At 63.0% G+C, this 21,468-nt stretch carries 18 protein-coding genes; 11 read left to right on the top strand and 7 right to left on the bottom strand.

Features of this window, described 5'->3' with window-relative positions; genetic code table 11:
* Positions 1-10: 10 nt before the first annotated feature.
* On the top strand, positions 11-1,042 hold the full coding sequence (locus AC1DNK_RS17780; protein WP_112598081.1) for a hydroxyacid dehydrogenase: 1,032 nt from the start codon (positions 11-13) through the stop codon (positions 1,040-1,042).
* Positions 1,043-1,135: 93 nt separating this feature from the next.
* Positions 1,136-2,041, top strand: coding sequence for a DMT family transporter (locus AC1DNK_RS17775; protein WP_112598053.1), 906 nt, complete (start codon positions 1,136-1,138; stop codon positions 2,039-2,041).
* Here AC1DNK_RS17775 and AC1DNK_RS17770 read toward each other — a convergent pair.
* Positions 2,038-3,402: a Xaa-Pro aminopeptidase gene (locus tag AC1DNK_RS17770; RefSeq protein ID WP_477942489.1), complete on the bottom strand. Its 1,365-nt coding sequence runs from the start codon at positions 3,400-3,402 to the stop codon at positions 2,038-2,040. The genes AC1DNK_RS17775 and AC1DNK_RS17770 overlap by 4 nt on opposite strands.
* 260 nt (positions 3,403-3,662) lie before the next feature.
* On the opposite strand from AC1DNK_RS17770, the gene AC1DNK_RS17765 reads away from it, so the two are divergent.
* From AC1DNK_RS17765 to AC1DNK_RS17725, 9 genes are all read left to right on the top strand, one after another.
* A complete protein-coding gene (locus tag AC1DNK_RS17765; RefSeq protein WP_477942487.1) occupies positions 3,663-7,133 on the top strand; it encodes an indolepyruvate ferredoxin oxidoreductase family protein in 3,471 nt (1,156 codons plus the stop codon).
* A gap of 83 nt (positions 7,134-7,216) precedes the next feature.
* Positions 7,217-8,380: an isovaleryl-CoA dehydrogenase gene (locus AC1DNK_RS17760; RefSeq protein ID WP_477942485.1), complete on the top strand. Its 1,164-nt coding sequence runs from the start codon at positions 7,217-7,219 to the stop codon at positions 8,378-8,380.
* The gene (locus tag AC1DNK_RS17755; RefSeq protein WP_477942483.1) at positions 8,377-9,984 is read left to right on the top strand and encodes a carboxyl transferase domain-containing protein; all 1,608 of its coding nucleotides are present in this window, start codon (positions 8,377-8,379) and stop codon (positions 9,982-9,984) included. The genes AC1DNK_RS17760 and AC1DNK_RS17755 overlap by 4 nt, the downstream gene beginning before the upstream one ends.
* Positions 9,985-9,991: 7 nt before the next feature.
* A complete protein-coding gene (locus AC1DNK_RS17750) occupies positions 9,992-11,971 on the top strand; it encodes an acetyl/propionyl/methylcrotonyl-CoA carboxylase subunit alpha (RefSeq protein WP_477942482.1) in 1,980 nt (659 codons plus the stop codon).
* A complete protein-coding gene (locus AC1DNK_RS17745) occupies positions 11,968-12,825 on the top strand; it encodes a hydroxymethylglutaryl-CoA lyase (protein ID WP_477942480.1) in 858 nt (285 codons plus the stop codon). Before AC1DNK_RS17750 ends, AC1DNK_RS17745 begins: the two co-directional genes overlap by 4 nt.
* Positions 12,826-12,827: 2 nt before the next feature.
* Positions 12,828-13,607 carry a crotonase/enoyl-CoA hydratase family protein gene (locus AC1DNK_RS17740; protein WP_477942523.1) on the top strand — a complete coding sequence of 260 codons (780 nt, stop codon included), beginning with the start codon at positions 12,828-12,830 and terminating at the stop codon, positions 13,605-13,607.
* Positions 13,608-13,685: 78 nt separating this feature from the next.
* Positions 13,686-14,057 (top strand): antitoxin Xre-like helix-turn-helix domain-containing protein, encoded by a 372-nt coding sequence (locus tag AC1DNK_RS17735; RefSeq protein ID WP_112389052.1) that lies wholly within the window; start codon positions 13,686-13,688, stop codon positions 14,055-14,057.
* Positions 14,050-14,568, top strand: a complete 519-nt coding sequence (locus AC1DNK_RS17730) for an RES family NAD+ phosphorylase (protein ID WP_477942521.1) — start codon at positions 14,050-14,052, stop codon at positions 14,566-14,568. The genes AC1DNK_RS17735 and AC1DNK_RS17730 overlap by 8 nt, the downstream gene beginning before the upstream one ends.
* 173 nt (positions 14,569-14,741) lie before the next feature.
* Complete coding sequence (locus AC1DNK_RS17725) at positions 14,742-15,743, top strand: LacI family DNA-binding transcriptional regulator (RefSeq protein WP_477942520.1); 1,002 nt, start codon at positions 14,742-14,744, stop codon at positions 15,741-15,743.
* 34 nt (positions 15,744-15,777) lie between these two features.
* Here AC1DNK_RS17725 and AC1DNK_RS17720 read toward each other — a convergent pair whose 3' ends face one another.
* The 6 genes from AC1DNK_RS17720 to AC1DNK_RS17695 all read right to left on the bottom strand — a co-directional run bounded on the left by AC1DNK_RS17720 (position 15,778) and on the right by AC1DNK_RS17695 (position 21,239).
* The gene (locus AC1DNK_RS17720; protein WP_442209299.1) at positions 15,778-16,569 is read right to left on the bottom strand and encodes a transporter substrate-binding domain-containing protein; all 792 of its coding nucleotides are present in this window, start codon (positions 16,567-16,569) and stop codon (positions 15,778-15,780) included.
* 22 nt (positions 16,570-16,591) lie between these two features.
* Positions 16,592-17,509, bottom strand: a complete 918-nt coding sequence (locus AC1DNK_RS17715; protein WP_477942478.1) for a glycosylasparaginase — start codon at positions 17,507-17,509, stop codon at positions 16,592-16,594.
* A gap of 9 nt (positions 17,510-17,518) precedes the next feature.
* Positions 17,519-18,253 (bottom strand): amino acid ABC transporter ATP-binding protein, encoded by a 735-nt coding sequence (locus tag AC1DNK_RS17710; RefSeq protein ID WP_477942476.1) that lies wholly within the window; start codon positions 18,251-18,253, stop codon positions 17,519-17,521.
* Position 18,254: 1 nt separating this feature from the next.
* Complete coding sequence (locus AC1DNK_RS17705) at positions 18,255-18,926, bottom strand: amino acid ABC transporter permease (RefSeq protein ID WP_477942474.1); 672 nt, start codon at positions 18,924-18,926, stop codon at positions 18,255-18,257.
* Complete coding sequence (locus tag AC1DNK_RS17700) at positions 18,926-19,597, bottom strand: amino acid ABC transporter permease (protein WP_477942473.1); 672 nt, start codon at positions 19,595-19,597, stop codon at positions 18,926-18,928. The genes AC1DNK_RS17705 and AC1DNK_RS17700 overlap by 1 nt, the downstream gene beginning before the upstream one ends.
* Before the next feature lie 148 nt (positions 19,598-19,745).
* Positions 19,746-21,239 (bottom strand): DegQ family serine endoprotease, encoded by a 1,494-nt coding sequence (locus AC1DNK_RS17695; protein ID WP_477942471.1) that lies wholly within the window; start codon positions 21,237-21,239, stop codon positions 19,746-19,748.
* Between the last annotated feature and the right edge of the window lie 229 nt (positions 21,240-21,468).

Below are 21,468 nucleotides of genomic sequence, written 5' to 3'. Positions count from 1 at the left end.
GGAGGAGATGATGACGAAGACCGAAAAGCCCCTGGCGATCAGCGCGCCCGAACCGCGCACGCTCGACCTGATCTTCACCGATGAAGCGCGCCGGGCGCTTCACGACACATACGAGATCGTCGAGGCCGATCCCGACAATATCGCCGGTCTCGGCGACGAGGTGCTCGGCAAGGCGCGCTATGTCATCGGACAGCCACCGCTGTCGGAGGAAACGCTGGCGCGGATGACGTCGCTGCGCTGTGTGCTCAATGTCGAGAGCAATCTCATCAACAACATGCCCTATGACGTGCTCTTCCAGCGCGGCATCCATGTGGTGACGACGGGCCAGGTCTTCGCCGAGCCGGTGGCCGAAATCGGTCTCGGCTTCGCCCTGTCGCTCGCCCGCGGCATCGTCGATGCCGATGTCGCCTTTCGCGACGGCAACGAGCTCTGGGGCGGCGAGGGCAATGCCAGCGCCCGGCTGATCGCCGGATCGGAGATCGGCATCGTCGGCTTCGGCGATCTCGGCAAGGCGCTGCGCCGAGTGCTGTCGGGCTTCCGCGCCAAGGTGCGGGTTTTCGATCCCTGGCAGCCGAAGTCGATCCTCGAGGAAAACAATGTCGAGGCCGCAAGCCTGGAGGATGTGCTGACGAAGAGCGATTTCGTCTTCGTCGTTGCCGCCGTCACCAGCGATAACAAGGGCTTTCTTGGAGCCGAGGCCTTCGCCAGCATGCGCAAGGGAGCGGCTTTCATCCTGCTCAGCCGCGCCGATGTCGTCGATTTCGATGCGCTGATGGCCGCTGTTGCCTCAGGCCATATCGTGGCGGCCAGCGATGTCTATCCGGAAGAGCCACTGCCATCCGATCATAAGGTGCGCATGCTCAAGGGTTTCGTCCGCTCGGCGCATCGCGCAGGAGCGCTCGACAGCGCCTTCAAGAAGATGGGCGACATGGTGCTCGAGGACATGGACCTGATGGATCGCGGCCTGCCGCCGATGCGCTGCAAGCGGGCCGAACGGGAAACGGTTTCACGCATGCGGTCGAAGGGCGTGAAGATCAACTGATCAAATCTTCGCGGAGGGCTATTCCTCGCATTGTCAACGGTGCCCGGTCTTGCTAGGCCGTGGCACCCCAACGCATTCCCATCGCAGGCTTCCATGTTCTCCAGATCGACCGATGAGGCGCCTTCCCCGCTGGTGGGAATTGCCCTTGCCTGCATCGGCTATTCGCTGTTTGCCATCCAGGACGCCGTCGTCAAGTGGCTGGTCGCCGACTATGCCGTGCCGCAGATCCTGTTCATCCGCAGCGTGATGATCGTCGGCTTCTCGGCTTTCTTCATCCACCGCAACCGTCATCCGTCGATCCTGAAAAGTCCGCACCGGAGTTCGGTTCTGCTGCGCGCCGTTCTGATGCTCGGCGCCTGGCTTGCCTATTATTCCGCAGCCCGCCATCTCGGGCTCGCCGAAATCACAACGATGTATTTCTCGGCACCCGTCATCACGGTCGTGCTGTCGATCTTCATCCTGCGCGAAAATGTCGGCCCGATCCGCTGGCTGGCCTGCATCGGCGGCTTTATCGGCGTCGTTCTGGCGGCCAATCCTGCCGAAGCGCCGAGCCTTATTCCGGCCGGCATGGTGTTCTTTGCCGGCTTCTGCTGGGCCTGGAGCACCATCCTCGTGCGTCTCGTCAGCCGCACGGAAAGCACCGTCAACCAGATGTTGGCAACAGGTGTTTTGTTCGTCATCGTCTGTGGCGCTGCACTGCCCTTCGTCTGGAAGACGCCGGATGCTTTCGGATGGGTGCTGATGATCGGCCTTGGCTGCATCAGCGCGGCTGGACAGTACATCCTCTACGAAGGTTTCCGCCATGCGCCGGCTTCGACGCTGGCGCCGATCGAATATAGCGGCCTGATCTGGGCTTTCCTCTATGGTTACCTGATCTGGGCCGAAATCCCGACGCTGAACGTGGTCGCCGGAGCCCTGCTGATCGTCGGCTCCAGCCTGGTGCTGATCTGGTGGGAGCGGCGCCTCGTGATCATCTCGCGGCGCCGCCTGACGGCTTAATCGCGAACCAGCACATGCCCTGACTTCAGCCAGAATGGCGGGAGATAGAGCGGCGTCGAGGACAGCGGCAGGATGCTGTCCTTGACCGCGACACCCAGCTTGTCCGCCATGAAGCTGCGGCGCGCGGCGATGCGCGCATGCATCGCCGGATAGCGCTGGCGGATTTCTTCCCGGAGCGTGGCGTCGGCAAATGCTACGGCATCCTCGCTATTGAGCGCCCAGCCCGCGGGCATCGGCACCGGGATCACGTCGACCTGAAACGGCATGCCGGAGCGGAGCCGATCCGTCGATCCCGGCTGTACCGGCGAATGGAGCCATTCCTCGTGGCTGCCGAGATGGCCGGGGTTGAGCGCGGAGTTGAGCCCCGCCGACTTCAGCTTGCCGGTCACCGCCTCGAAGAGCGCGCCGCCGGTGACACCGATATCCGATGTTTCGTACCAGGTGACCAGCGCCTCGAAATAGGCTTTCGCCGGCTTCAGGAAGTCGTGGTCGTGGTCAGCAAGCAATCCGGCGCGCGATGACAGTGCACCCCAGTAGCCGAGCGCCGTGGTGACGCCGTCGCCGCGCTTCAGCTTTCGCGCCGTCGGGCTGCGCAGGCCGATGATGTGTTCGCCCTTGCTGACTGAGGCAAACATCGTGTGGACGTTGAGCGGATCGCCTTCATAACCGAGTCGCCCCAGCGCCTCGAATTCCGTATCGCCTTCACGCACGCCCGAGACAACGCGCCAGAGTGCCGTCGAGCAGCGTGCGGCGGCCCATTCGAAGGCAGCGAGCTGATCGACATCGACGACCGAACGCAGCCCCTTTTCCGGATGCATCAGTACCTCGGTGCGATCGAGGAGCTTGCCACCGCTGCCGATGGCGCGGCTGAGCATCTTGACGATGAAATCCGGGACGAAGAAGCTTTCCGCATAGTCGTCATCTTCCTCGGCAGAAAGATATTTCCAGCCAATCAGTCCGATGCTGTCTCCGGGCATGATACCGGCATCCTTGAGACGGTAGGCGAGGCGCGGGTCTTGCGAGCGGTCCTGACCCATCAGGCTGAAGCTCTGCGCGCGCAACACTTCGATGCCGGGCAGCCGGGCGAGCGCCGTATAGCTCTCGGATTCGTTGCCGGTGATGATGACGCGCTTGCCGCCTTTGCCGAGCATCAACAGCGCCTCCTCGAAACGCGGCTCGAATCCGGAGAGGAACATGATGTTTCCGAAATGCTCCCGGTCGGCATAGACGACGAGCCAGTCCGTCCCGGCATTCTTCAGCGCTGCGTCGGCGCGCGCTGCATAGGTGGCGGCGGGAATCTGCGGCTGTTCGCCGAGCGGACCGAAATCCGGAAGGGCGACGGGGGCGAGCGAAATGGTCATGTTTTCCTCCGATGCGCCCGCTCCAAACCGGGCTCGACGGATATGGCGAGATGGCGGCCGCAAGGTCAATCGGCAAAGGCCACCCATTGCAAAAATGTCGTGATGGCACATTCTAATTTTCGAATGATGCGCAACCGCGCCATTCTTGGCCCGGAAATTCCGCAACCGCAGTGCTACTATCGCGTTACATGCCAAGGGAGCGGAAGAGGAGCCCTCCCAAGGTGTCATGGTTCACCACTGCGATCTCGGGAGGAGAGCAGATGCTGGCGACGAGTGTATCGCTCGACGATAAATATACGGCCGACGAAGGCAGGGTCTTCATGTCCGGACTGCAGGCGCTGGTTCGCCTGCCGATGACCCAGATGCGGCGCGACCATGCCGCCGGGTTGAACACCGCTGCCTTCATATCAGGCTATCGCGGCTCGCCGCTCGGTGGCTATGACCAGCAGCTGATGAAGGCGCAGCGCTATCTTGACCAGCACCAGGTCACCTTTCAGCCAGGGATCAACGAGGATCTTGCCGCCACCGCCGTCTGGGGCAGCCAGCAGGCCGGTCTTTCGCCGGGAGCCAACAAGGACGGTGTTCTCGGTATCTGGTACGGCAAGGGCCCGGGCGTCGACCGCTCCGGCGACGTGTTGAAGCATGCCAATGCGGCGGGCACTTCCAAGCATGGCGGCGTTCTCTGTTTTGCCGGCGACGACCACGCGGCGAAGTCCTCCACCGTGCCGCACCAGACCGACCATGATTTCATGTCGGCGGTCATTCCGGTTCTCTACCCGTCCTCGATCCACGAATTCATCGAATACGGTCTGCTCGGCATCGCCATGTCGCGCTATTCCGGGTGCTGGGTCGGTATGAAATTCATCGCCGATACCGTCGAGACGACCGCGGCCGTCGATCTTTCTGGCGAAAAGCGGCAATTCGTGATCCCCAATGATTTCGAGCTGCCGCCGGGCGGGCTCAATATCCGCTGGCCGGACCCGCCACTCATCCAGGACGACCGGCTGCAGACCTACAAGGCCTATGCGGCGATCGCCTTTGCCCGCGCCAACCGGGTCGATGAAATCACCCATGATGCGCCGCATGCCCGCTTCGGCATCATCTCTTCGGGCAAGGCCTATGAGGATGTGCTGCAGGCGCTGCGCGAACTAGAGCTCGGCCGCGCCGAGATGGAAGCGATCGGCATCCGCATCCTGAAGATCCGCATGCCCTGGCCGCTGGAGCCTGAGGCCGTCCGGCATTTTTCCGAGGGTCTCGACGAGGTGCTCGTCATCGAGGAGCGCCGCGAGATCATCGAGAACCAGATCAAGCAGCAGCTCTTCAACTGGCGTTCCGACGTGCGCCCGCGCATCGTCGGCAAGTTCGACGAGCATGACAAACCCTATCTCAGCCTCTCGGCGGCGCTGACGGTCGGTGCCGTTGCGCGTGCCATTGCCGGACGCATCCTGAAACTCGACATGGACCCGTCGCTGCACCAGCGGATTTCCGACAAGCTTGCCTATCTCTCCGAGCGCGGCCAGATCAGCCGTAGCCACGTGCCGCCGCTGCAGCGCACGCCGTTCTTCTGTTCCGGCTGTCCGCACAATACCTCGACGCGCGTGCCAGATGGGAGCCGCGCCACGGCCGGTATCGGCTGCCATTACATGGTCACCTGGATGGACCGGAATACCGAGACCTTCACGCAGATGGGTGGCGAGGGCGTGCCGTGGACGGCGATCTCGCGCTATACCGACGAGAAGCACATGTTCGTCAATCTCGGCGATGGCACCTATTTCCACTCCGGTATTCTGGCGGTGCGCCAGTCGGTCGCCGCCAAGGTCAACGTTACCTACAAGCTGCTCTATAACGATGCAGTCGCCATGACCGGCGGCCAGCAGATCGACGGCTATATGACGCCGCAGCTGATGACCAAGCAGCTCTACAATGAAGGCGTCTCGCCGATCTATCTGCTTTCGGACAATCCGGATGCCTATGTAGCGCCCGAGCTTGCGCCCGGCGTCACCGTCCTGCACCGCGATCATCTCGATCCCGTCGTGCTGAAGCTGCGCGAAACGCCGGGTTGTTCGGCGATCGTCTATGTGCAGACCTGTGCCGCCGAAAAGCGCCGGCGCCGCAGCCGCGGCCTGATGGAAGATCCCGCCAAGCGCGTCTTCATCAACGAGGCAGTCTGCGAAGGCTGCGGCGATTGCTCGGTGCAATCCAACTGCATATCCGTCGAACCGCTGGAAACCGAGTTCGGCCGCAAGCGGCAGATCAACCAGTCCACCTGCAACAAGGATTTCTCCTGCGTGAAGGGCTTCTGCCCATCCTTCGTTACCGTGAAGGGTGGCGAACGCAAGAAGCGCAAGGCGGTCGAGCCCGTCGATGCCGACATCCCGATGCCTGTCATCCCGGAGATCGGCGACCGTCCCTGGAATATCGCCATCGCCGGCGTCGGCGGCACCGGCATCCTGACGATCGGCGCCGTGCTCGGCATGGCCGCCCATCTCGATGGCAAGGTGCCGATGATCCTCGATATGGCCGGCCTCGCCCAGAAGGGCGGCGCGGTGATGAGCTATCTGCGCATCGGCCGCGCGCAGAAGGACGTGACCTCGCCACGCATCGTCAATGGCGGCGCCGATCTGCTGCTGGCAGCCGATGATGTCGTCGGCGCCTCGAAGGATGCGATCACGCTCTGCAAGACGGAGCGCACCACGGCCATCGTCAATACCGGTTTGATGCCGGTTGCCGATTTCGTTCGCAACCGTGATTTCGATTTCAAGACCGGCTCGGTGATGCACACGATCGCCAGGACGGTCAGCGGCCGCTCGGTCTTCCTCGACTTCAGCCACGCGGCGACCGCGTTGACCGGCAATGGCATCAACACCAATATCCTGCTCACCGGCTTTGCCTGGCAATCGGGCCTTGTGCCGCTCTCGCTTGAATCGATCGAAAAGGCGATCGAACTCAACGGTGTTGCCGTCAAGGCAAGCCGCGCCTCGTTCAACTGGGGGCGCCTTCTCGCTCACGATCCGGACGCCGTGCGCGCCGCTATGGGCGAGAAGGAGGAGCGCAAGACGCTGGCCGATATGTCCTTTGCCGAGGTCGTTGACCACCGCAAGGCGCATCTGACGGCCTATCAGGACGAGCGGCTTGCCGCCCGCTTCGGTGCTTTCGTCGATGGCGCCAAGGCCGCTGCCGCAAAGGCCGGCCTCTCGGACAAGATCCCCTTTGCTGCCGCCGTCACCTATGCCCGGGTGCTCGCCTACAAGGATGAGTATGAGGTGGCGCGGCTGCTGACCGATCCAGCCTTCGAGGCGAAGATGCGCGAGGAAATGGAGGGCGACTTCCGCCTCGTCTTCAATCTCGCGCCACCGGTTCTTTCGGGCAAAGATCCGAACGGCCGCCCGAAGAAGCGGGAGTTCGGCGCCTGGATCCTGCCGCTGCTGCGGGGTCTGGCACGCTTCAAGACATTACGCGGCACGGCGTTTGATCCGTTCGGCTACCTGCATGAACGCAAGATGGAGCGGAGGTTGATCTCCGATTACGAGGCGATCGCCGCCCGCGTCCTCGCGAAACTCAACGGCAGCAACGAAGCGGAAGCTCTTGCCATTCTGACGTTGTTCGATGAGATTCGTGGCTACGGGCCGGTCAAGGAGGCGGCCACCCGTACGGTCATGGAGCAGATCGACAAGCGTCTGAAGGCTTACGAAATATCGGGCGAGCCGGCGCGCATGCCGGACGCTGCATGATCAACGGCTAAGAGCAATTCCAGCAAAAGTGCGAAGCGGTTTTGCGTCGGAATTGTGGACTGGATCTAGGGGAGAGAGGCCGGATGTATTCAGGTGGCTTGAGCTTTGCGCTCGGCGAGGAAATCGAAGCGCTGCGCGACGCCGTCAGGCGCTTCGCCAGCGAACGAATCGCGCCGCTCGCCGATGAGACCGACCGCAACAATGCCTTTCCGATGCCGCTCTGGCGCGAACTCGGCGATATGGGCCTCCTCGGCATCACTGCCGCTGAAGAGTATGGCGGAGCCGGTCTCGGCTATCTCGCCCATTGCGTGGCAATGGAGGAAATCAGCCGTGCCTCGGCCTCGGTGGCGCTGAGCTACGGGGCCCATTCCAATCTCTGCGTCAACCAGATCAACCGCAACGGCAATGCCGAGCAGAAGCAGCGCTACCTGCCGAAGCTGATATCGGGCGAGCATGTCGGCGCGCTCGCGATGTCCGAGCCCGGTGCCGGTTCCGACGTCGTCTCGATGAAGCTCAAGGCCGAGAAGCGCGGCGACCGCTACGTGATGAACGGCAGCAAGATGTGGATCACCAACGGCCCCGATGCCGATGTCCTTGTCGTCTATGCCAAGACCGATCCCGAGGCGGGACCGCGCGGCATCACCGCCTTCCTGATCGAGAAAGGGTTCAAGGGCTTTTCAACCGGCCAGAAGCTCGACAAGCTCGGCATGCGCGGCTCCAACACGTCGGAGCTGATCTTTGCCGATTGCGAAGTGCCGGAGGAAAACGTGCTCGGCACGGTCGGCGGCGGCGTGAAGGTGCTGATGTCCGGGCTGGATTACGAGCGCGTCGTGCTCTCCGCCGGCCCCCTCGGCATCATGGCCGCCTGCATGGATATCGTCGTGCCCTACCTGCATGAGCGCAAACAGTTCGGCCAGGCGATCGGTGAGTTCCAGCTGATGCAGGGCAAGCTCGCCGACATGTATGTGATGATGAATACGGCCCGTGCCTACGTCTACGCCGTCGCATCCGCCTGCGATCGCGGTGAGACCACCCGCAAGGACGCCGCCGGCTGTATTCTCTACGCCGCCGAAAAGGCAACCACCATGGCGCTCGAGGCCATCCAGGCGCTCGGCGGCAACGGCTATACCAACGACTACGCCGCCGGCCGCCTGCTCAGGGACGCTAAGCTCTATGAGATCGGCGCAGGCACCTCTGAAATCCGCCGCATGCTGATCGGCCGCGAACTGTTTGCGGAGACGGCATGACCGTACTAAAATCCGAAATCTCCACCAATTCAGAAGCCTTCAAGGCGAACCGTACGGCGATGCAGGAGGCGAGCAAACTCGTCGATGAGGCCGTTCGTGTTGCGGCCAATGGCGGCGGGCAGGTGGCGCGGGAGCGGCATGTCGGGCGCGGCAAGATGTTGCCGCGCGATCGCGTCATGGGGCTGATCGATCCCGCGACGCCGTTTCTCGAGGTCGCGGCCACGGCGGCGCACGGCATGTATGACGGCGATGCGCCGTCGGCCGGGCTGATCACCGGGATCGGCCGGGTGATGGGCCGTGAATGCATGATCGTCTGCAACGATGCGACGGTCAAAGGCGGCACCTATTATCCGATGACGGTGAAGAAGCACCTGCGGGCGCAGGAGATCGCCGCCGAGAACAATCTGCCCTGCATCTATCTCGTCGATTCCGGCGGCGCCAACTTGCCGAACCAAGATGAGGTCTTTCCAGATCGCGATCATTTCGGCCGTATCTTCTTCAATCAGGCAAACATGTCGGCCGCCGGCATTCCACAGATCGCCGTCGTCATGGGCTCCTGTACCGCGGGCGGCGCCTACGTGCCCGCGATGTCGGACGAGACGATCATTGTCGAAGGGCAGGGGACGATCTTCCTCGCCGGTCCGCCGCTGGTGAAGGCTGCGACCGGCGAGATCGTCACGGCCGAAGATCTCGGTGGCGGCGATGTCCATACGCGGCTGTCGGGTGTTGCCGATCATCTCGCGCGCGACGATGCCCATGCGCTGGCGCTTGCCCGCCGCAGCGTTGCGGCGCTCAACCGTCCCAAGCGGACGGCGATCGAGCTACAGACCCCGGAGCCGCCGCTCTACGATCCCTCGGAGATCGCCGGAATCGTCCCGGCCGATCTGCGCACGCCCTATGATGTCAGGGAGGTCATTGCCCGCATCGTCGATGGCTCGCGCTTCGACGAGTTCAAGGCGCGCTATGGTGCGACTCTGGTCTGCGGCTTCGCGCATATCCACGGCATGCCGGTCGGGATCATCGCCAATAACGGCGTGCTGTTTTCGGAATCGGCGCTGAAAGGCGCGCATTTCGTCGAGCTCTGCTCACAGCGGAAGATCCCGCTGGTCTTCCTGCAGAATATCACCGGCTTCATGGTCGGCCGGAAATATGAGACGGAAGGCATCGCCAAGCACGGCGCCAAGCTGGTGACGGCGGTGGCGACCACAAGTGTGCCGAAAATCACCATGCTGATCGGCGGCTCATTCGGTGCCGGAAATTATGGCATGGCGGGCCGCGCTTTCTCTCCGCGCTTCCTCTGGACCTGGCCGAACAGCCGCATCTCCGTCATGGGTGGCGAACAAGCGGCGGGTGTGCTGGCGACCGTGCGCGGCGAGGCGCTAACGCGCGCAGGCAAGCCATGGAGCGCAGAAGAGGAAGCGGCCTTCAAGCAGCCGGTGCTCGATCGCTTCGAAAGCCAGAGCCATCCGCTCTATGCCTCGGCGCGGCTTTGGGATGATGGGGTGATCGACCCGATGAAGAGCCGCGATGTGCTCGGCCTGTCGCTGTCGGCGGCGCTGAATGCCCCGATCGAAGACACGCGCTTCGGCCTGTTCAGGATGTGAGGCTGCCATGTTCGACAAGATACTGATCGCAAACCGGGGTGAGATCGCCTGCCGCATCATCCGCACCGCGAGGCGCATGGGCATTCGCACGGTCGCGGTCTATTCCGATGCCGATACCGGCGCGCTTCACGCGGAAATGGCCGACGAGGCCTATCGCATCGGCGGCGCGGCGGCGCATGAGAGCTATCTGTCGATCGAGCGCGTCATTGCGGCGGCGACCCGCTCCGGGGCTCAGGCGATCCATCCGGGCTATGGGTTTCTCTCAGAGAATGCGGAATTCGCCGAAGCTGTCGAAGCGGCCGGAATGGTATTCATCGGCCCGCAGCCTTCCGCCATCCGTGCCATGGGCCTCAAGGACGCAGCCAAACGGCTGATGGAGCAGTCCGGCGTTCCTGTCGTGCCGGGTTATCACGGTGACAATCAGGATCCTGATTTCCTGGCGGCAAGGGCGGCCGAAATCGGCTTTCCGGTGCTGATCAAGGCGCGGGCGGGCGGCGGCGGCAAGGGCATGCGCCGCGTCGATCAGGCGCAGGATTTTTCCGCCTCGCTGGAAGCGGCGCGGCGCGAGGCGGCGGCTGCATTCGGCGACGACGCCGTGCTGATCGAGAAATATCTCCTGCGGCCGCGCCATATCGAAATGCAGGTCTTCGGCGACCGCCATGGCAATGTGGTGCATCTCTTCGAGCGCGACTGCTCGCTGCAGCGCCGCCACCAGAAGGTCATCGAGGAAGCGCCGGCCCCCGGGATGACGGCGGAGATGCGCCGGGCGATGGGCGAGGCCGCGGTCCGTGCCGCCAAGGCGATCGATTACCGCGGCGCCGGAACGGTGGAGTTCATTGCCGACGTTTCCGACGGTCTCTGGCCGGATCGCTTCTTCTTCATGGAAATGAACACTCGTCTGCAGGTGGAGCATCCCGTGACCGAGGCGATCTCGGGCGTCGATCTCGTCGAGTGGCAGCTGAGAGTGGCGGCGGGCGAGCCGCTGCCGAAGAAGCAGGCCGAGCTTGGCATCAACGGCTGGGCCTTCGAGGCGCGCATCTATGCGGAGGATGCGGCGAAAGGCTTCCTCCCCGCGACCGGCAAGATCGAGCGCCTTCAATTTCCCGAAAGCGGAGCGAGGATCGATGCAGGCATCAGGGCCGGAGACCGGATTTCGGCGCATTACGATCCGCTGATCGCAAAGCTGATCGTTCATGGAGACAATCGCCAGACTGCGCTGTCCGGTCTGCGAAACGTGCTCGAGGCATCGCGGATCGAGGGAAACGTCAGCAATCTGACGTTTCTCGCCAATCTGACGCGCCAGGAGGATTTTGTCAGCGGCCATCCCGATACCGGCCTGATCGAAAGGAACCTCGACAGCCTGACCGCGGTTCCGGCGCCAAGCGGATCGGCCATCGCTCTTGCGGCGGTCCTGTCGCTCGACATGCCGCACGGCGGAAGCGATCCCTGGGAGGCGCTTGGCCACTGGCAGCTGTGGAGCGAGATGCAGCGCATCGTCACCCTGCAACATGGAGGCGAAACACTGAGCCTCCGGGTTATCGCCCGCGGCTTCGACATGTTCGCGGCCCATAACGGCCAGCGCGTCGTCCCGGTCAGGATCGTCAGCCGCGACAACGGACGCATTAACGCCGAAGCCGATGGACGCCAGGTTCTCGTCGAAGCCCGGCGCCATGGACGGCAGCTTTCGCTCAGGCTCGATGGCGCGACCCACGTTTTCGAACTGCCCGATCCGCTTGAGACCGCAGCCTCCGAGATCGCCGGCGGCGACCGGCTGGTGGCGCCGATGCCCGGATTCATCAAGCTGGTCCGTATTGCCGAAGGCGCGTCCGTTGCCAAGGGACAGCCGCTGATCGTCATGGAGGCGATGAAGATGGAGCTGACGCTGACTGCCGCCCGCGATGGCGTGGTGGAAAGTGTCGCGGTCAGCGAGGGACATCAGGTTTCCGAGGGTGCGGTGCTGGTCAGCCTGAAGGCGCTCGGGGAATGAGGCCGCGCCGCGTCTCGATCGTCGAAATGTCGCCGCGCGACGGTCTGCAGAACGAGGCGCGCTTCGTCGAGACCAGCGATAAGGTCGCGCTCGTCGATCTGCTCGCAGGCTGCGGTTTCGAGCGTATCGAGGTGACGAGTTTCGTCAGCCCAAAATGGGTGCCGCAGCTTGCCGATGCTTCCGATGCGATGGCACGCATCACCCGCCGCCCCGGCATCCGCTACGCGGCGCTGACACCGAATATGAAGGGCTTCGAAGCGGCGCTGGTAGCAAAAGCCGATGAGATCGCGATCTTCGCATCGGCCTCCGAGAGCTTTTCGCAGCGGAATATCAACTGTTCGATCGCCGAAAGCATCGAGCGTTTCAGGCCCGTCGCGGAAGCGAGCCGGGAGCACGGCATTCCCATGCGCGGCTATGTCAGCTGCGTTGTCGAATGCCCGTACGAGGGCATGGTTGCGCCTGCGGCGGCGGCCGATGTGGCGCGACGGCTCCGCGACCTCGGCTGCTTCGAGATCAGCCTCGGCGACACGATCGGCCGGGGACGGCCTGAGGCGGTCGACCGCATGCTGGCTGAGGTGCTGGAGGAGATCCCGGCGGATCGGCTGGCTGGGCATTTCCACGATACGGAGGGCCGCGCGCTGGACAATATCGATGTGGCGCTGGAACGGGGGATCGCGGTGTTCGATGCATCGGCCGGCGGTCTCGGCGGCTGCCCTTACGCGCCGGGCGCCAAGGGCAACGTCGATACGCTTGATGTCGCCCGCCATCTCCAAGCGAAGGGCATAGAGACGGGACTGCTTCTGGACCGGCTTGCGGAGGCTGCGAGCCTCGCCAGAAGCCTGAGGAGTGAATGACGATGCCTGAGACGCTGAAAGTCGCCATCGAGAATGGTATAGCGCGCCTCACGCTGGCGCGGGGCGAGAAGCACAATGCGCTTTCGTCCGCCATGATGGACGAATTGATTGCTGCTTCGAGAGAGATCGGAGCCGATCCGGCGGTGCGGGTCGTCGTGCTTGCTGCGGAGGGCAAGAGCTTTTGCGCCGGTGGCGATCTCGGCTGGATGCAGCAACAATTTGCCGCTTCGCGGGCTCAGCGGATAGAAGAAGCCCGCCGCCTGGCAACGATGTATCGCACGCTGAGCGATCTGCCGAAGCCGGTGATCGCCCGCGTTCATGGCAACGGCTTCGGCGGCGGGGTGGGGCTGCTGGCTGTCTGCGATCTTGCCGTCGCTGCCGATACTGCGCGTTTCGGCCTGCCCGAAGTGCGGCTCGGCATCATTCCGGCGACCATCAGTCCGTTCGTCGTTGCGCGCATCGGCGCGGCTGCTGCGCGCCCGCTGTTTCTCTCCGGTAAACCGATCGACGCCGGGGAGGCGCGGGCTATCGGTCTCGTCGATCGCATCGTTGCTGTCGATGAACTGGACCGCGCCATCGAGGTCGAGGTCAGCCATTTCCTGCAAGCCTCGCCCGAAGCGGCGGCACGCGCCAAGGCGTTGGCAAAGTCGCTGGCACCGCCGATCACCGATGCTTTGCTCGAAAGCGTGATCGGTCAGCTTGCCGATGCTTGGGAAACGGCTGAAGCACATGAAGGCATTGCGGCCTTCTTCGAAAAGCGTAATCCGCCCTGGCGGGCATGATATGCTTCGCGCTTGAATTGGTCGAAAGCTGAGCCTATTTTGATAAGCGGTTGATCAATTTACGCCAAGGTGACGATGATGGCAGCTCTGAGCTTCGATGTTGCAGCCGCGCGTTACGGCGACGGCCAGTCTGCATTTCTTTCCGCGCGCCGCGTTGCTGATCAGCTCGGCGTGACGCTTGCTGAACTTGCCCGGCTGATCGGTGTTGCCCGCAACACGCTGACGGCGAAATCGAGTGCCCGGAAGGTCGATGGCGCGCTCAGCAATGTCGTGCGCATCCTCTCCATGGCGAGCGAGATGGCGGGTGACGACAATCGCGCCGTGATCTGGTTCAAGCACCAGCCGATCCCGGGCTGGGCCGGCAAGACCGCCTTCGATCTCGTCGGCGAAGGCAAGCCGGACAAGGTGCTTGCCTATCTGGAAGCCGTCCGGTCTGGCGTCTATGCCTGAAGGCCTTGAGGCCGGCACGCTTGAGCTCTGGCGGGCCTTCGTGCCGCGCTGGGCCTTTGCGCCACTCTCGGGCGAAGGGGCAGCGCGCTTCGGCGGCCGCTGGAACCCGGTGGGTGCGGCAACCATCTATGCGGCCTGCGAACTTTCAACGGCCTGGGCCGAGTATAATCAGGGCTTCGTCCAGCATCCGGCCATCATCGCCAAGCTTGAACTGACGGGTGCGCGTCTTGCTGACACGACGAGTGCCGCGTTTCTCGAAGCACATGCGGAAACGATCGCAATACACCGCTGCGAGTGGCGGCTGGAACTCGATGCCGGGCGCGTTGCCGCGACGCACCAGTTGCGGGAACGGCTGATCGCGGCAGGCTTCGATGGCGTGCTCTATCCCTCCTTCATGTCGCCGGGCGGCCGCTGCGTGGCGCTCTGGCGTTGGAATGCACCCGGCGCGCCGAAGCTTAGCGCCGTCGATCCCGAAGGACGCCTGCCGAAAACCGCTGCGTCCTGGCTCTAGCGCTTCCGGCGTTCCAGGCAGGCATTTCGCCGCCTAAGGAACTGACCCATTTGGGCCAGATTGCGAAGCGCGGCGCAATCTGGCAGTTTGGGCTGAAAATGGCTGGTATTTCGCATGGCCAGGACGGCAAGCTTGCGGTATCAGGCCGGAAGAAGGTGGGGAAGCAACTGACGATGAGAGCACCGACCGGCCGTGATGCCGCTCCGACGATTGCCGATGTTGCGCGGCTGGCCGGCGTTTCCCGCGCTGTCGCAAGCCGGGCCCTTTCGACCGAGCCGCGGCCGGTGTCCGCCGACAAGCGCGAGCGCGTCATCGATGCGGCCAATGCTCTCGGCTACAAACCGAACCTGCTGGCCCAGAGCCTGACCACCAAGACGGTCAATCTCGTCGCCGTCGTCGTCAACCACATTCACGATCTCTCCGACCTTGACCTGTTCGACCGCCTGATCGATCAGATCCAGGCGATCGGCAAGCAGGTCATCCTGGTGCGTATCGGTTCGGTCGCGCGCGTCGAGGAGTTCCTGAGAAACGGCGTCGCCTATCATGTCGATGCCGGGCTGGTGTTCTCGGACTTTGCCGATGCGACGACCGTGCGGCGGATGTTCCGTTCCGATCTGGTGGTCATGCTGAACGGGCTGCATGACGAGCTCTCGCCTGTCGTGATGCCCGACGAGGCCGTCGGTATTTTCGAGGCGGTCGCGGATGCCGCCGGCAAGCGGGTGCGCACGGCGGGGCTGGTCACCGGCCGCGCCTCTTCGCCGGTCGAGCATGCGCGTATCGGTCTTTATCGCAAGGCTTTCGAACAGCACCGGATCGAATTGAAGCGCACGGTTCAGGGTGACTATTCCTACGCCAGCGGACATGCCGCTGCGGCCGTGCTCGCCGGTGATGATTGTCCCGATGCGATCTTCTGCACATCGGATGCGATGGCGATGGGCATTCTCGATGTCTGCCGTTCGGATTTTCCGGGCAACCGGCCGCCGCGTTTCCGGCTTTATGGCTTCGACAACCTGTCGCTGACCGATTTCGAGGCCTATCCGATCTCGTCGATCGGCTACGATAAGTCCGACTACGTCCGGCACATCGTCGATTTCATTGCCAATCCGGAGGCGTTCAAGCCGGGACAGCCGCCGATCATGGTGCCGACGCGCTTCGTGCTGCGCGCCACCTCGTAATGAAAAAGGCCGCCCGGAGGCGGCCTTTATTGTCTTACCACTGCGGGTTCAGAGCCGGCGGGTTGGCTTCAGCGCCCCACCACTTCTTGTAGTTTGCCTCATAGGCGCCCGACTGTATGTAATCGGACACGAACATGTCGAGCCAGCGGACGAATTCCGGGTCGCCCTTGGCGACGGCCATACCGATCGGGTCGTTGGAATAGAGACCGGCAAGCGTCACCAGCGTCGGGTTCTTGGTCGCGAGATAGTCGAGCAGCGAGGAGTCCTCGATCGCCGCATCGACGCGCTTCTGCTGCAGCTGCAGCACGCCGTCGGGCGCGAACTGGTCGACGTAGACGAGTTCCGCATCCGGAACGGCGGTCTTCAGGAAGGTTTCGCCCGTCGTTCCGCGGCCGACGACGATCTTCTTGCCGGCGAGATCCTTCAGATCCTTGATGCCCGCATCCTTCTGCACGATGATGCGCAGGCCGGCACGGTTATAGGGGATCGAGAAATTGACGACCTTGGCGCGTTCGAGCGTGGCCGAGGTATTGGCGATCGCCACGTCGATCTGGCCGGAGACCAGCATGGAAATGCGGGCGTCGCCTGAAACGTCGGTGAATTCGACCGGCACGCCGATCTTTTCAGCCAGGCGCTTGGCGACATCGACGTCGTAGCCGACAGGGTTGTTCTGGTCGTCGCGGAAGCCGATCGGCTCGCCGCCGAGCGACACGCCGATGCGGATCGTGCCGCGCGAACGGATATCATCGAGCATGCCGGCAAAGGACGGCAGAGCCGAGCCTGCGACAACAGCGATCGCAGCAATTGCGGTGAGTAAGCGTTTCATTGTTCCATTCCCTCTTCGTTGATTATGCCTGTTTCGCAGTCCGCAATTCCGGTTCGGACATCGAATCCTCCCAGAGCCAGTAGCTGATTTCGCCCTCGCATCTGAAATTCACCACCTCATGATTTCCTTTTGCGTCAACCGCATGAATGACGACGCCGGCAAGGAAACCGGTACCCAGTTCGCTAAGCTCCTCGACGGCAAGCTTGATCGCGTCGGAGAGCGAATAGCCGAGCTTCATGGCGAGCACGATGGTGCGCGAGGTCGAGCAGCGCATGGTCATTTCGCCGGTATGGGTGCAGGCGGCCGCGCCATAGCGGCTGTCAGCGTAGAAGCCGGCGCCGGGGATCGGCGAGTCGCCGAGACGGCCCGGATATTTCCACGCCCAGCCCGAAGTCGAGGTCGCAGCATGAATGCCGCGAGCGGGATCGGCCGAGAGGAACACGGTCGTGTCGCGCACGCGCTCTGGATCGGTGATCGCCTTGCTGAGCGGCGCCAGCGGAATGTTCGGGAATTTCGCCAGCTCTTCGGCCGACAGTTCCTTTTCCAGCCGCTCCCACCAGACGCGCTTGCTGTCTTCGAACAACACGTCGTCTTCGGGGAAACCGATTTCACTGGCAAAGCGGCGCGCGCCATTGCCTGTCAGCATCACATGCGGCAGACGCTTCATGACTTCGTGGGCGAGTTTCGCGACCGGTAGCGTATTGGGTACAGCGCCGACGGCGCCGACGTCACGGGTCGTGCCGTCCATCACGGCGGCGTCCAGTTCCATGTCGCCGATCATGTTCGGCCAGCCGCCGAAACCGACGCTGCGAACCTTAACTTCGCTCTCGACCTTGCCGATGCCGGCAACCATGGCGTCGAGGCTGTTGGCGCCGCTGCGCAGCAAATCGACGGTGTGCGGAAAACCCGGCCAGGCTTCTTTGTTGGCGATAAGCAGCATGAAAAACCTCTAATCTTTACGCATTTTGGAAAGGAACTGGGCAACGCGGGGCTGCGCCATGCCGCCATCGGCGGCGAAAAACTGTTCGGTCGGCAGATCGACAAGCAGCTTGCCCTTGTCGAGGAAGACGATCCGGTCGGAAATCTGCCGGGCGAATTCGATCTCGTGGGTGACGAAGAGCATGGTCGTGCCCTCTTCGGCGAGCTTGGCGAGGATAGCCAGCACCTCGGACGTCATTTCCGGGTCGAGCGCGCTCGTCACTTCGTCCAGCAGCAGATAGCGTGGCTGCATGGCCAGCGCCCGGCAGATGCCGACACGCTGGCGCTGGCCGCCGGACAGCTGGGCCGGATAGGCATCGGCACGTTCGCCAAGACCGACCGAAGCCAGAAGGGCGCGCGCGGTTGCTTCGGCTTCGGCCCGCGGCTTCTTCAGAACCTCGATCGGAGCCAGGGTTATGTTACCGAGCACCGTCATGTGCGGATAGAGATTGAACAGCTGGAAGACGGTGGCGGAGCGCTTGCGCGCCTCGGCCAGTTCCTTGGGCTTGCCGGTGTCGAATTCGTCGACAAGGATCCGGCCGCCATTCAGCTTTTCCAGGCCGTTGATGCAGCGGATCAGCGTCGATTTTCCGGAACCTGACGATCCCAGGATCGAGACGACCTCACCCGGATTGATGGTCAGGTCGATGCCGTCGAGGACGGTGGTCGAGCCGAACGCCTTCTTGACGTTTTCTACTTTGAGCATGTCAGAGCCCTCTCCAGGCGCTATGAGCCCTGAGGCGGTTTTCGAAACGGGTGCCGAGAAGCGCGACGAGCTTCGCGGTCGCATAATAGAGCACGCCGACGGCCGTCCAGACGATGAACGGCTTCAGCGTCCTGAGGTTCAGGATGTTGCCGATCTTGGTGAGATCGACGACGCCGATCACCGAGATCAGCGACGTCACCTGCAGCTGGTTGACGAGCAGCGCGATCAGCGGGCCGATCGCAAAGGCCATTGCCTGCGGCGCCACGACATGGCGCAGTACCTGCCAGCGGGTCAGGCCGAAGACGCGGGCTGCCTCGATCTGGTCGCGGCCGATCGATTCGATCGCCGAAACGGCGATGACATAGACGAAGGCGGCGGTGTTCGCCGACAGCGTGATCGTCGCGGCCGTAACAGGCGTGATGCGGATATGGAAGAGCGCCGGCAGGCCGAAGAAGACCAGGAAGAGCTGCACCAGAACAGGCGAGTTCTTCAGGAGCTCGGAGACGAAGGTAACGATCTGCAGCAGCACCGGTACGCGGTAGAAGCGCACGACGGCCCAGAGAATGCCGATCAGCAGACCGATCAGCGACGTGCCGAAAAACAATGCGACGCTGACGCCGAGGCCCTGGGCCAGAAGAACGATATCGAAAGGCGTGAAATCGGTATAGCGCATCAGCCGACGGCCTCCATCAAGTCACGGTTGAGGCGGCGGTGAAGAAGGGTGATGCCGAGCGACACGAGATAGGTGAGCACGGCATAGGCAACGAGCAGCACGACATAGACCTCGAACGGCCGGTAAGTCTGCGACACGACGATCTGTGCCGAACCGGTGAGCTCGTTCAGCGTGATGGTCGAGAGGATCGACGATGTCAGGATCAGATTGATCAGCACTGAGCCGAGCGGCCGGATCGAGGTCCTGAGCGCGATCGGCAGAACGATCTTGGTAAAAGTCACCCGGCGCGACAGGCCGCTGACTTCGGCGGCTTCGATGATGCCGGGGTCGATCGCCAGGATCCCGGCGCGGATGACATCGGAAGCATAGGCGCCGCCGGCAATCGACAGCGCCACGACACCGGTCGTGAACGCATCGATATAGATGCCGAGTTCCGGCAGGCCATAGTAGAAGAAGAACAGCTGGACGATGAACGGCACGTTTCGGAAAATATCGACATAGACGAAGGCAACGCGCCGCAGCGTCTTCGAAGACGAGGTGCGGGCGATCGCCACGAAGGCGCCCATGATGACGCTGCCGAGCAACGCCAGGGCGCAGGCCTCTGCCGTCAGCAGGGCGCCTTTGGCGAGAAAGCCGATATGCGGCAAAAGGATCGAAAGGTCGAACCGCACGATCGCTCTCCCCAAGCACGATTGAAACCGGTTTCATATTGCTGAAACCGGCCGATGCTGTCAAGCGCCGGTGCAGGCAAGTTGTGGAATATGACAAGAACGCCCCGCATCCGGAGATGCGAGGCGCTTCCATGACCGTTTAGGGGCCCTAAGCGGCGGAGAAGGGCACGGCCACGAAGGTTTTGTTGCCGCCGCGTTCGACAAGCAGCAGCACCGACTTGCGGCCAGACTTGGCAGCTTCGGCGACAGCGGTCTTGGCATCGCTCGCGCCATGCACCGGCTTGTCGTTGACCGAGACGATCACGTCGCCTGTCTGGATACCGGCTGCAGCGGCCGTCTTGTCGGGGTTTACGCTGGCGACGACGGCACCGGTGACGCCGCGCGGCAGGTTCAGTTCCTGACGGGTGTCCGGCGTCAGGTCGGCGAGGCCGACGCCGATGCTTGGGCCGGTCTGAACCTTGCCATCGCCTTCATCGGCAGCGGCCTGCTTCTGTCCGTCGTCATTGCCACCGATGGTGACGTTGAGTTCGGCGCTCTTGCCGTCGCGCCAGACGGTGAGCGTCTGCTTGGCGCCGGGCGACATGTCGGCAACGAGGCGGGACAGGTCCTTCGGCGTCTTGACGGCTTCGCCGCCGACGGCGGTGACGATATCGCCTGTCTTGATACCTGCATGAGCGGCAGGGGTATCATCCGATACGGCAGCGACGAGAGCGCCCTGGGCATCGGTCAGGCCAACGGCATCGGCGACATCCTTGGTGACGGCCTGGATCTGCACGCCGAGATAGCCGTGGTCGATCGAGCCGTTCTTCTGCAGCTTGGCGACGATGGTGCGGGCTTCAGCGGACGGGATGGCGAAGCCGACGCCGACGCTGCCGCCGTTCGGCGAGTAGATCGCGGTGTTGATGCCGACGACATGGCCGTCACGATCGACAAGCGGGCCGCCGGAATTGCCGTGGTTGATCGGCGCGTCGATCTGGATGAAGTCGTCATACGGGCCACTATGCAGGTCGCGGCCACGGGCCGAGACGATACCTGCGGTCACCGTGGTGCCGATGCCGAACGGGTTGCCGATGGCGAGAATCTGGTCGCCGAGTTTCAGCTTGTCGGAATCACCCCAGGCAACGGTCGCCAGCGGTTTGGGAGCCTGGATCTTCAGGACGGCGATATCCGACTTCGGATCGGTGCCGACGAGCTTGGCGGGCAGTTCGGTACCGTCATCCAGCGTCACCTTGATGTCGATGGCGTTGTCGATGACGTGGTTGTTGGTGACGATCACACCATCGGGGCTGATGATGAAGCCGGAACCGAGTGCCATCGCATGCTGGCCGCTGTCATGCTGCGGTGCCTGGCGTGGCATGGGGATGCCCTGCTGCTCGAAGAACTGGCGGAACTGCTCATCCATCGGCGACTGTTGGTCGCTGGCATCGGTGGCCTTCATCGTCGTGGTCACTGTAACGACGGCCGGCTTGTCGGCGTCGACGATCGGCGCGAACGAGCCGCCGGGGGCAAAGGTGCCGCTGACTTCGGCAGGCGCGGCAACCGCGGAGGCGGCATTGATGGTGAAAGGCAGCGCCGCAGTGCCGGCAATCAGGGCGGCGCCGAGAAGCGCTGCAGTGCGGTGCTTGAGAAGGATATTGGGCATGGCGAATGGTCCCTTGCAAATGGTTGCTAAGCGGCGTCGATGTTCCGGGGAACGCGGGCGTCGGGCGAAATGCACAAATTCTTCGAATTAAAAACCGCCGCTTTACTTAGCGATTACTGGTGTTCGTGAAGAACTAGCGCTTGATACTGATATGCGCCGCTCAGGGTTCATTTACAAATTAAATGTTCATTACCGTTTCATTGCAAAACGGTAAGAATTACAGGGAATT

This window comes from Rhizobium sp. 01N424, assembly GCF_056399485.1.
This window is presented reverse-complemented; position numbering and strand designations above follow the sequence as displayed.

What these genes read in the sequence shown, in the direction of transcription:
- AC1DNK_RS17780 (WP_112598081.1), top strand. Translation starts at nt 11, where the DNA reads ATGACGAAGACCGAAAAGCCCCTGGCGATCAGCGCGCCCGAACCGCGC.
- AC1DNK_RS17775 (WP_112598053.1), top strand. Translation starts at nt 1,136, where the DNA reads ATGTTCTCCAGATCGACCGATGAGGCGCCTTCCCCGCTGGTGGGAATT.
- AC1DNK_RS17770 (WP_477942489.1), bottom strand. Translation starts at nt 3,402, where the DNA reads ATGACCATTTCGCTCGCCCCCGTCGCCCTTCCGGATTTCGGTCCGCTC.
- AC1DNK_RS17765 (WP_477942487.1), top strand. Translation starts at nt 3,663, where the DNA reads ATGCTGGCGACGAGTGTATCGCTCGACGATAAATATACGGCCGACGAA.
- AC1DNK_RS17760 (WP_477942485.1), top strand. Translation starts at nt 7,217, where the DNA reads ATGTATTCAGGTGGCTTGAGCTTTGCGCTCGGCGAGGAAATCGAAGCG.
- AC1DNK_RS17755 (WP_477942483.1), top strand. Translation starts at nt 8,377, where the DNA reads ATGACCGTACTAAAATCCGAAATCTCCACCAATTCAGAAGCCTTCAAG.
- AC1DNK_RS17750 (WP_477942482.1), top strand. Translation starts at nt 9,992, where the DNA reads ATGTTCGACAAGATACTGATCGCAAACCGGGGTGAGATCGCCTGCCGC.
- AC1DNK_RS17745 (WP_477942480.1), top strand. Translation starts at nt 11,968, where the DNA reads ATGAGGCCGCGCCGCGTCTCGATCGTCGAAATGTCGCCGCGCGACGGT.
- AC1DNK_RS17740 (WP_477942523.1), top strand. Translation starts at nt 12,828, where the DNA reads ATGCCTGAGACGCTGAAAGTCGCCATCGAGAATGGTATAGCGCGCCTC.
- AC1DNK_RS17735 (WP_112389052.1), top strand. Translation starts at nt 13,686, where the DNA reads ATGGCAGCTCTGAGCTTCGATGTTGCAGCCGCGCGTTACGGCGACGGC.
- AC1DNK_RS17730 (WP_477942521.1), top strand. Translation starts at nt 14,050, where the DNA reads ATGCCTGAAGGCCTTGAGGCCGGCACGCTTGAGCTCTGGCGGGCCTTC.
- AC1DNK_RS17725 (WP_477942520.1), top strand. Translation starts at nt 14,742, where the DNA reads ATGAGAGCACCGACCGGCCGTGATGCCGCTCCGACGATTGCCGATGTT.
- AC1DNK_RS17720 (WP_442209299.1), bottom strand. Translation starts at nt 16,569, where the DNA reads ATGAAACGCTTACTCACCGCAATTGCTGCGATCGCTGTTGTCGCAGGC.
- AC1DNK_RS17715 (WP_477942478.1), bottom strand. Translation starts at nt 17,509, where the DNA reads ATGCTGCTTATCGCCAACAAAGAAGCCTGGCCGGGTTTTCCGCACACC.
- AC1DNK_RS17710 (WP_477942476.1), bottom strand. Translation starts at nt 18,253, where the DNA reads ATGCTCAAAGTAGAAAACGTCAAGAAGGCGTTCGGCTCGACCACCGTC.
- AC1DNK_RS17705 (WP_477942474.1), bottom strand. Translation starts at nt 18,926, where the DNA reads ATGCGCTATACCGATTTCACGCCTTTCGATATCGTTCTTCTGGCCCAG.
- AC1DNK_RS17695 (WP_477942471.1), bottom strand. Translation starts at nt 21,239, where the DNA reads ATGCCCAATATCCTTCTCAAGCACCGCACTGCAGCGCTTCTCGGCGCC.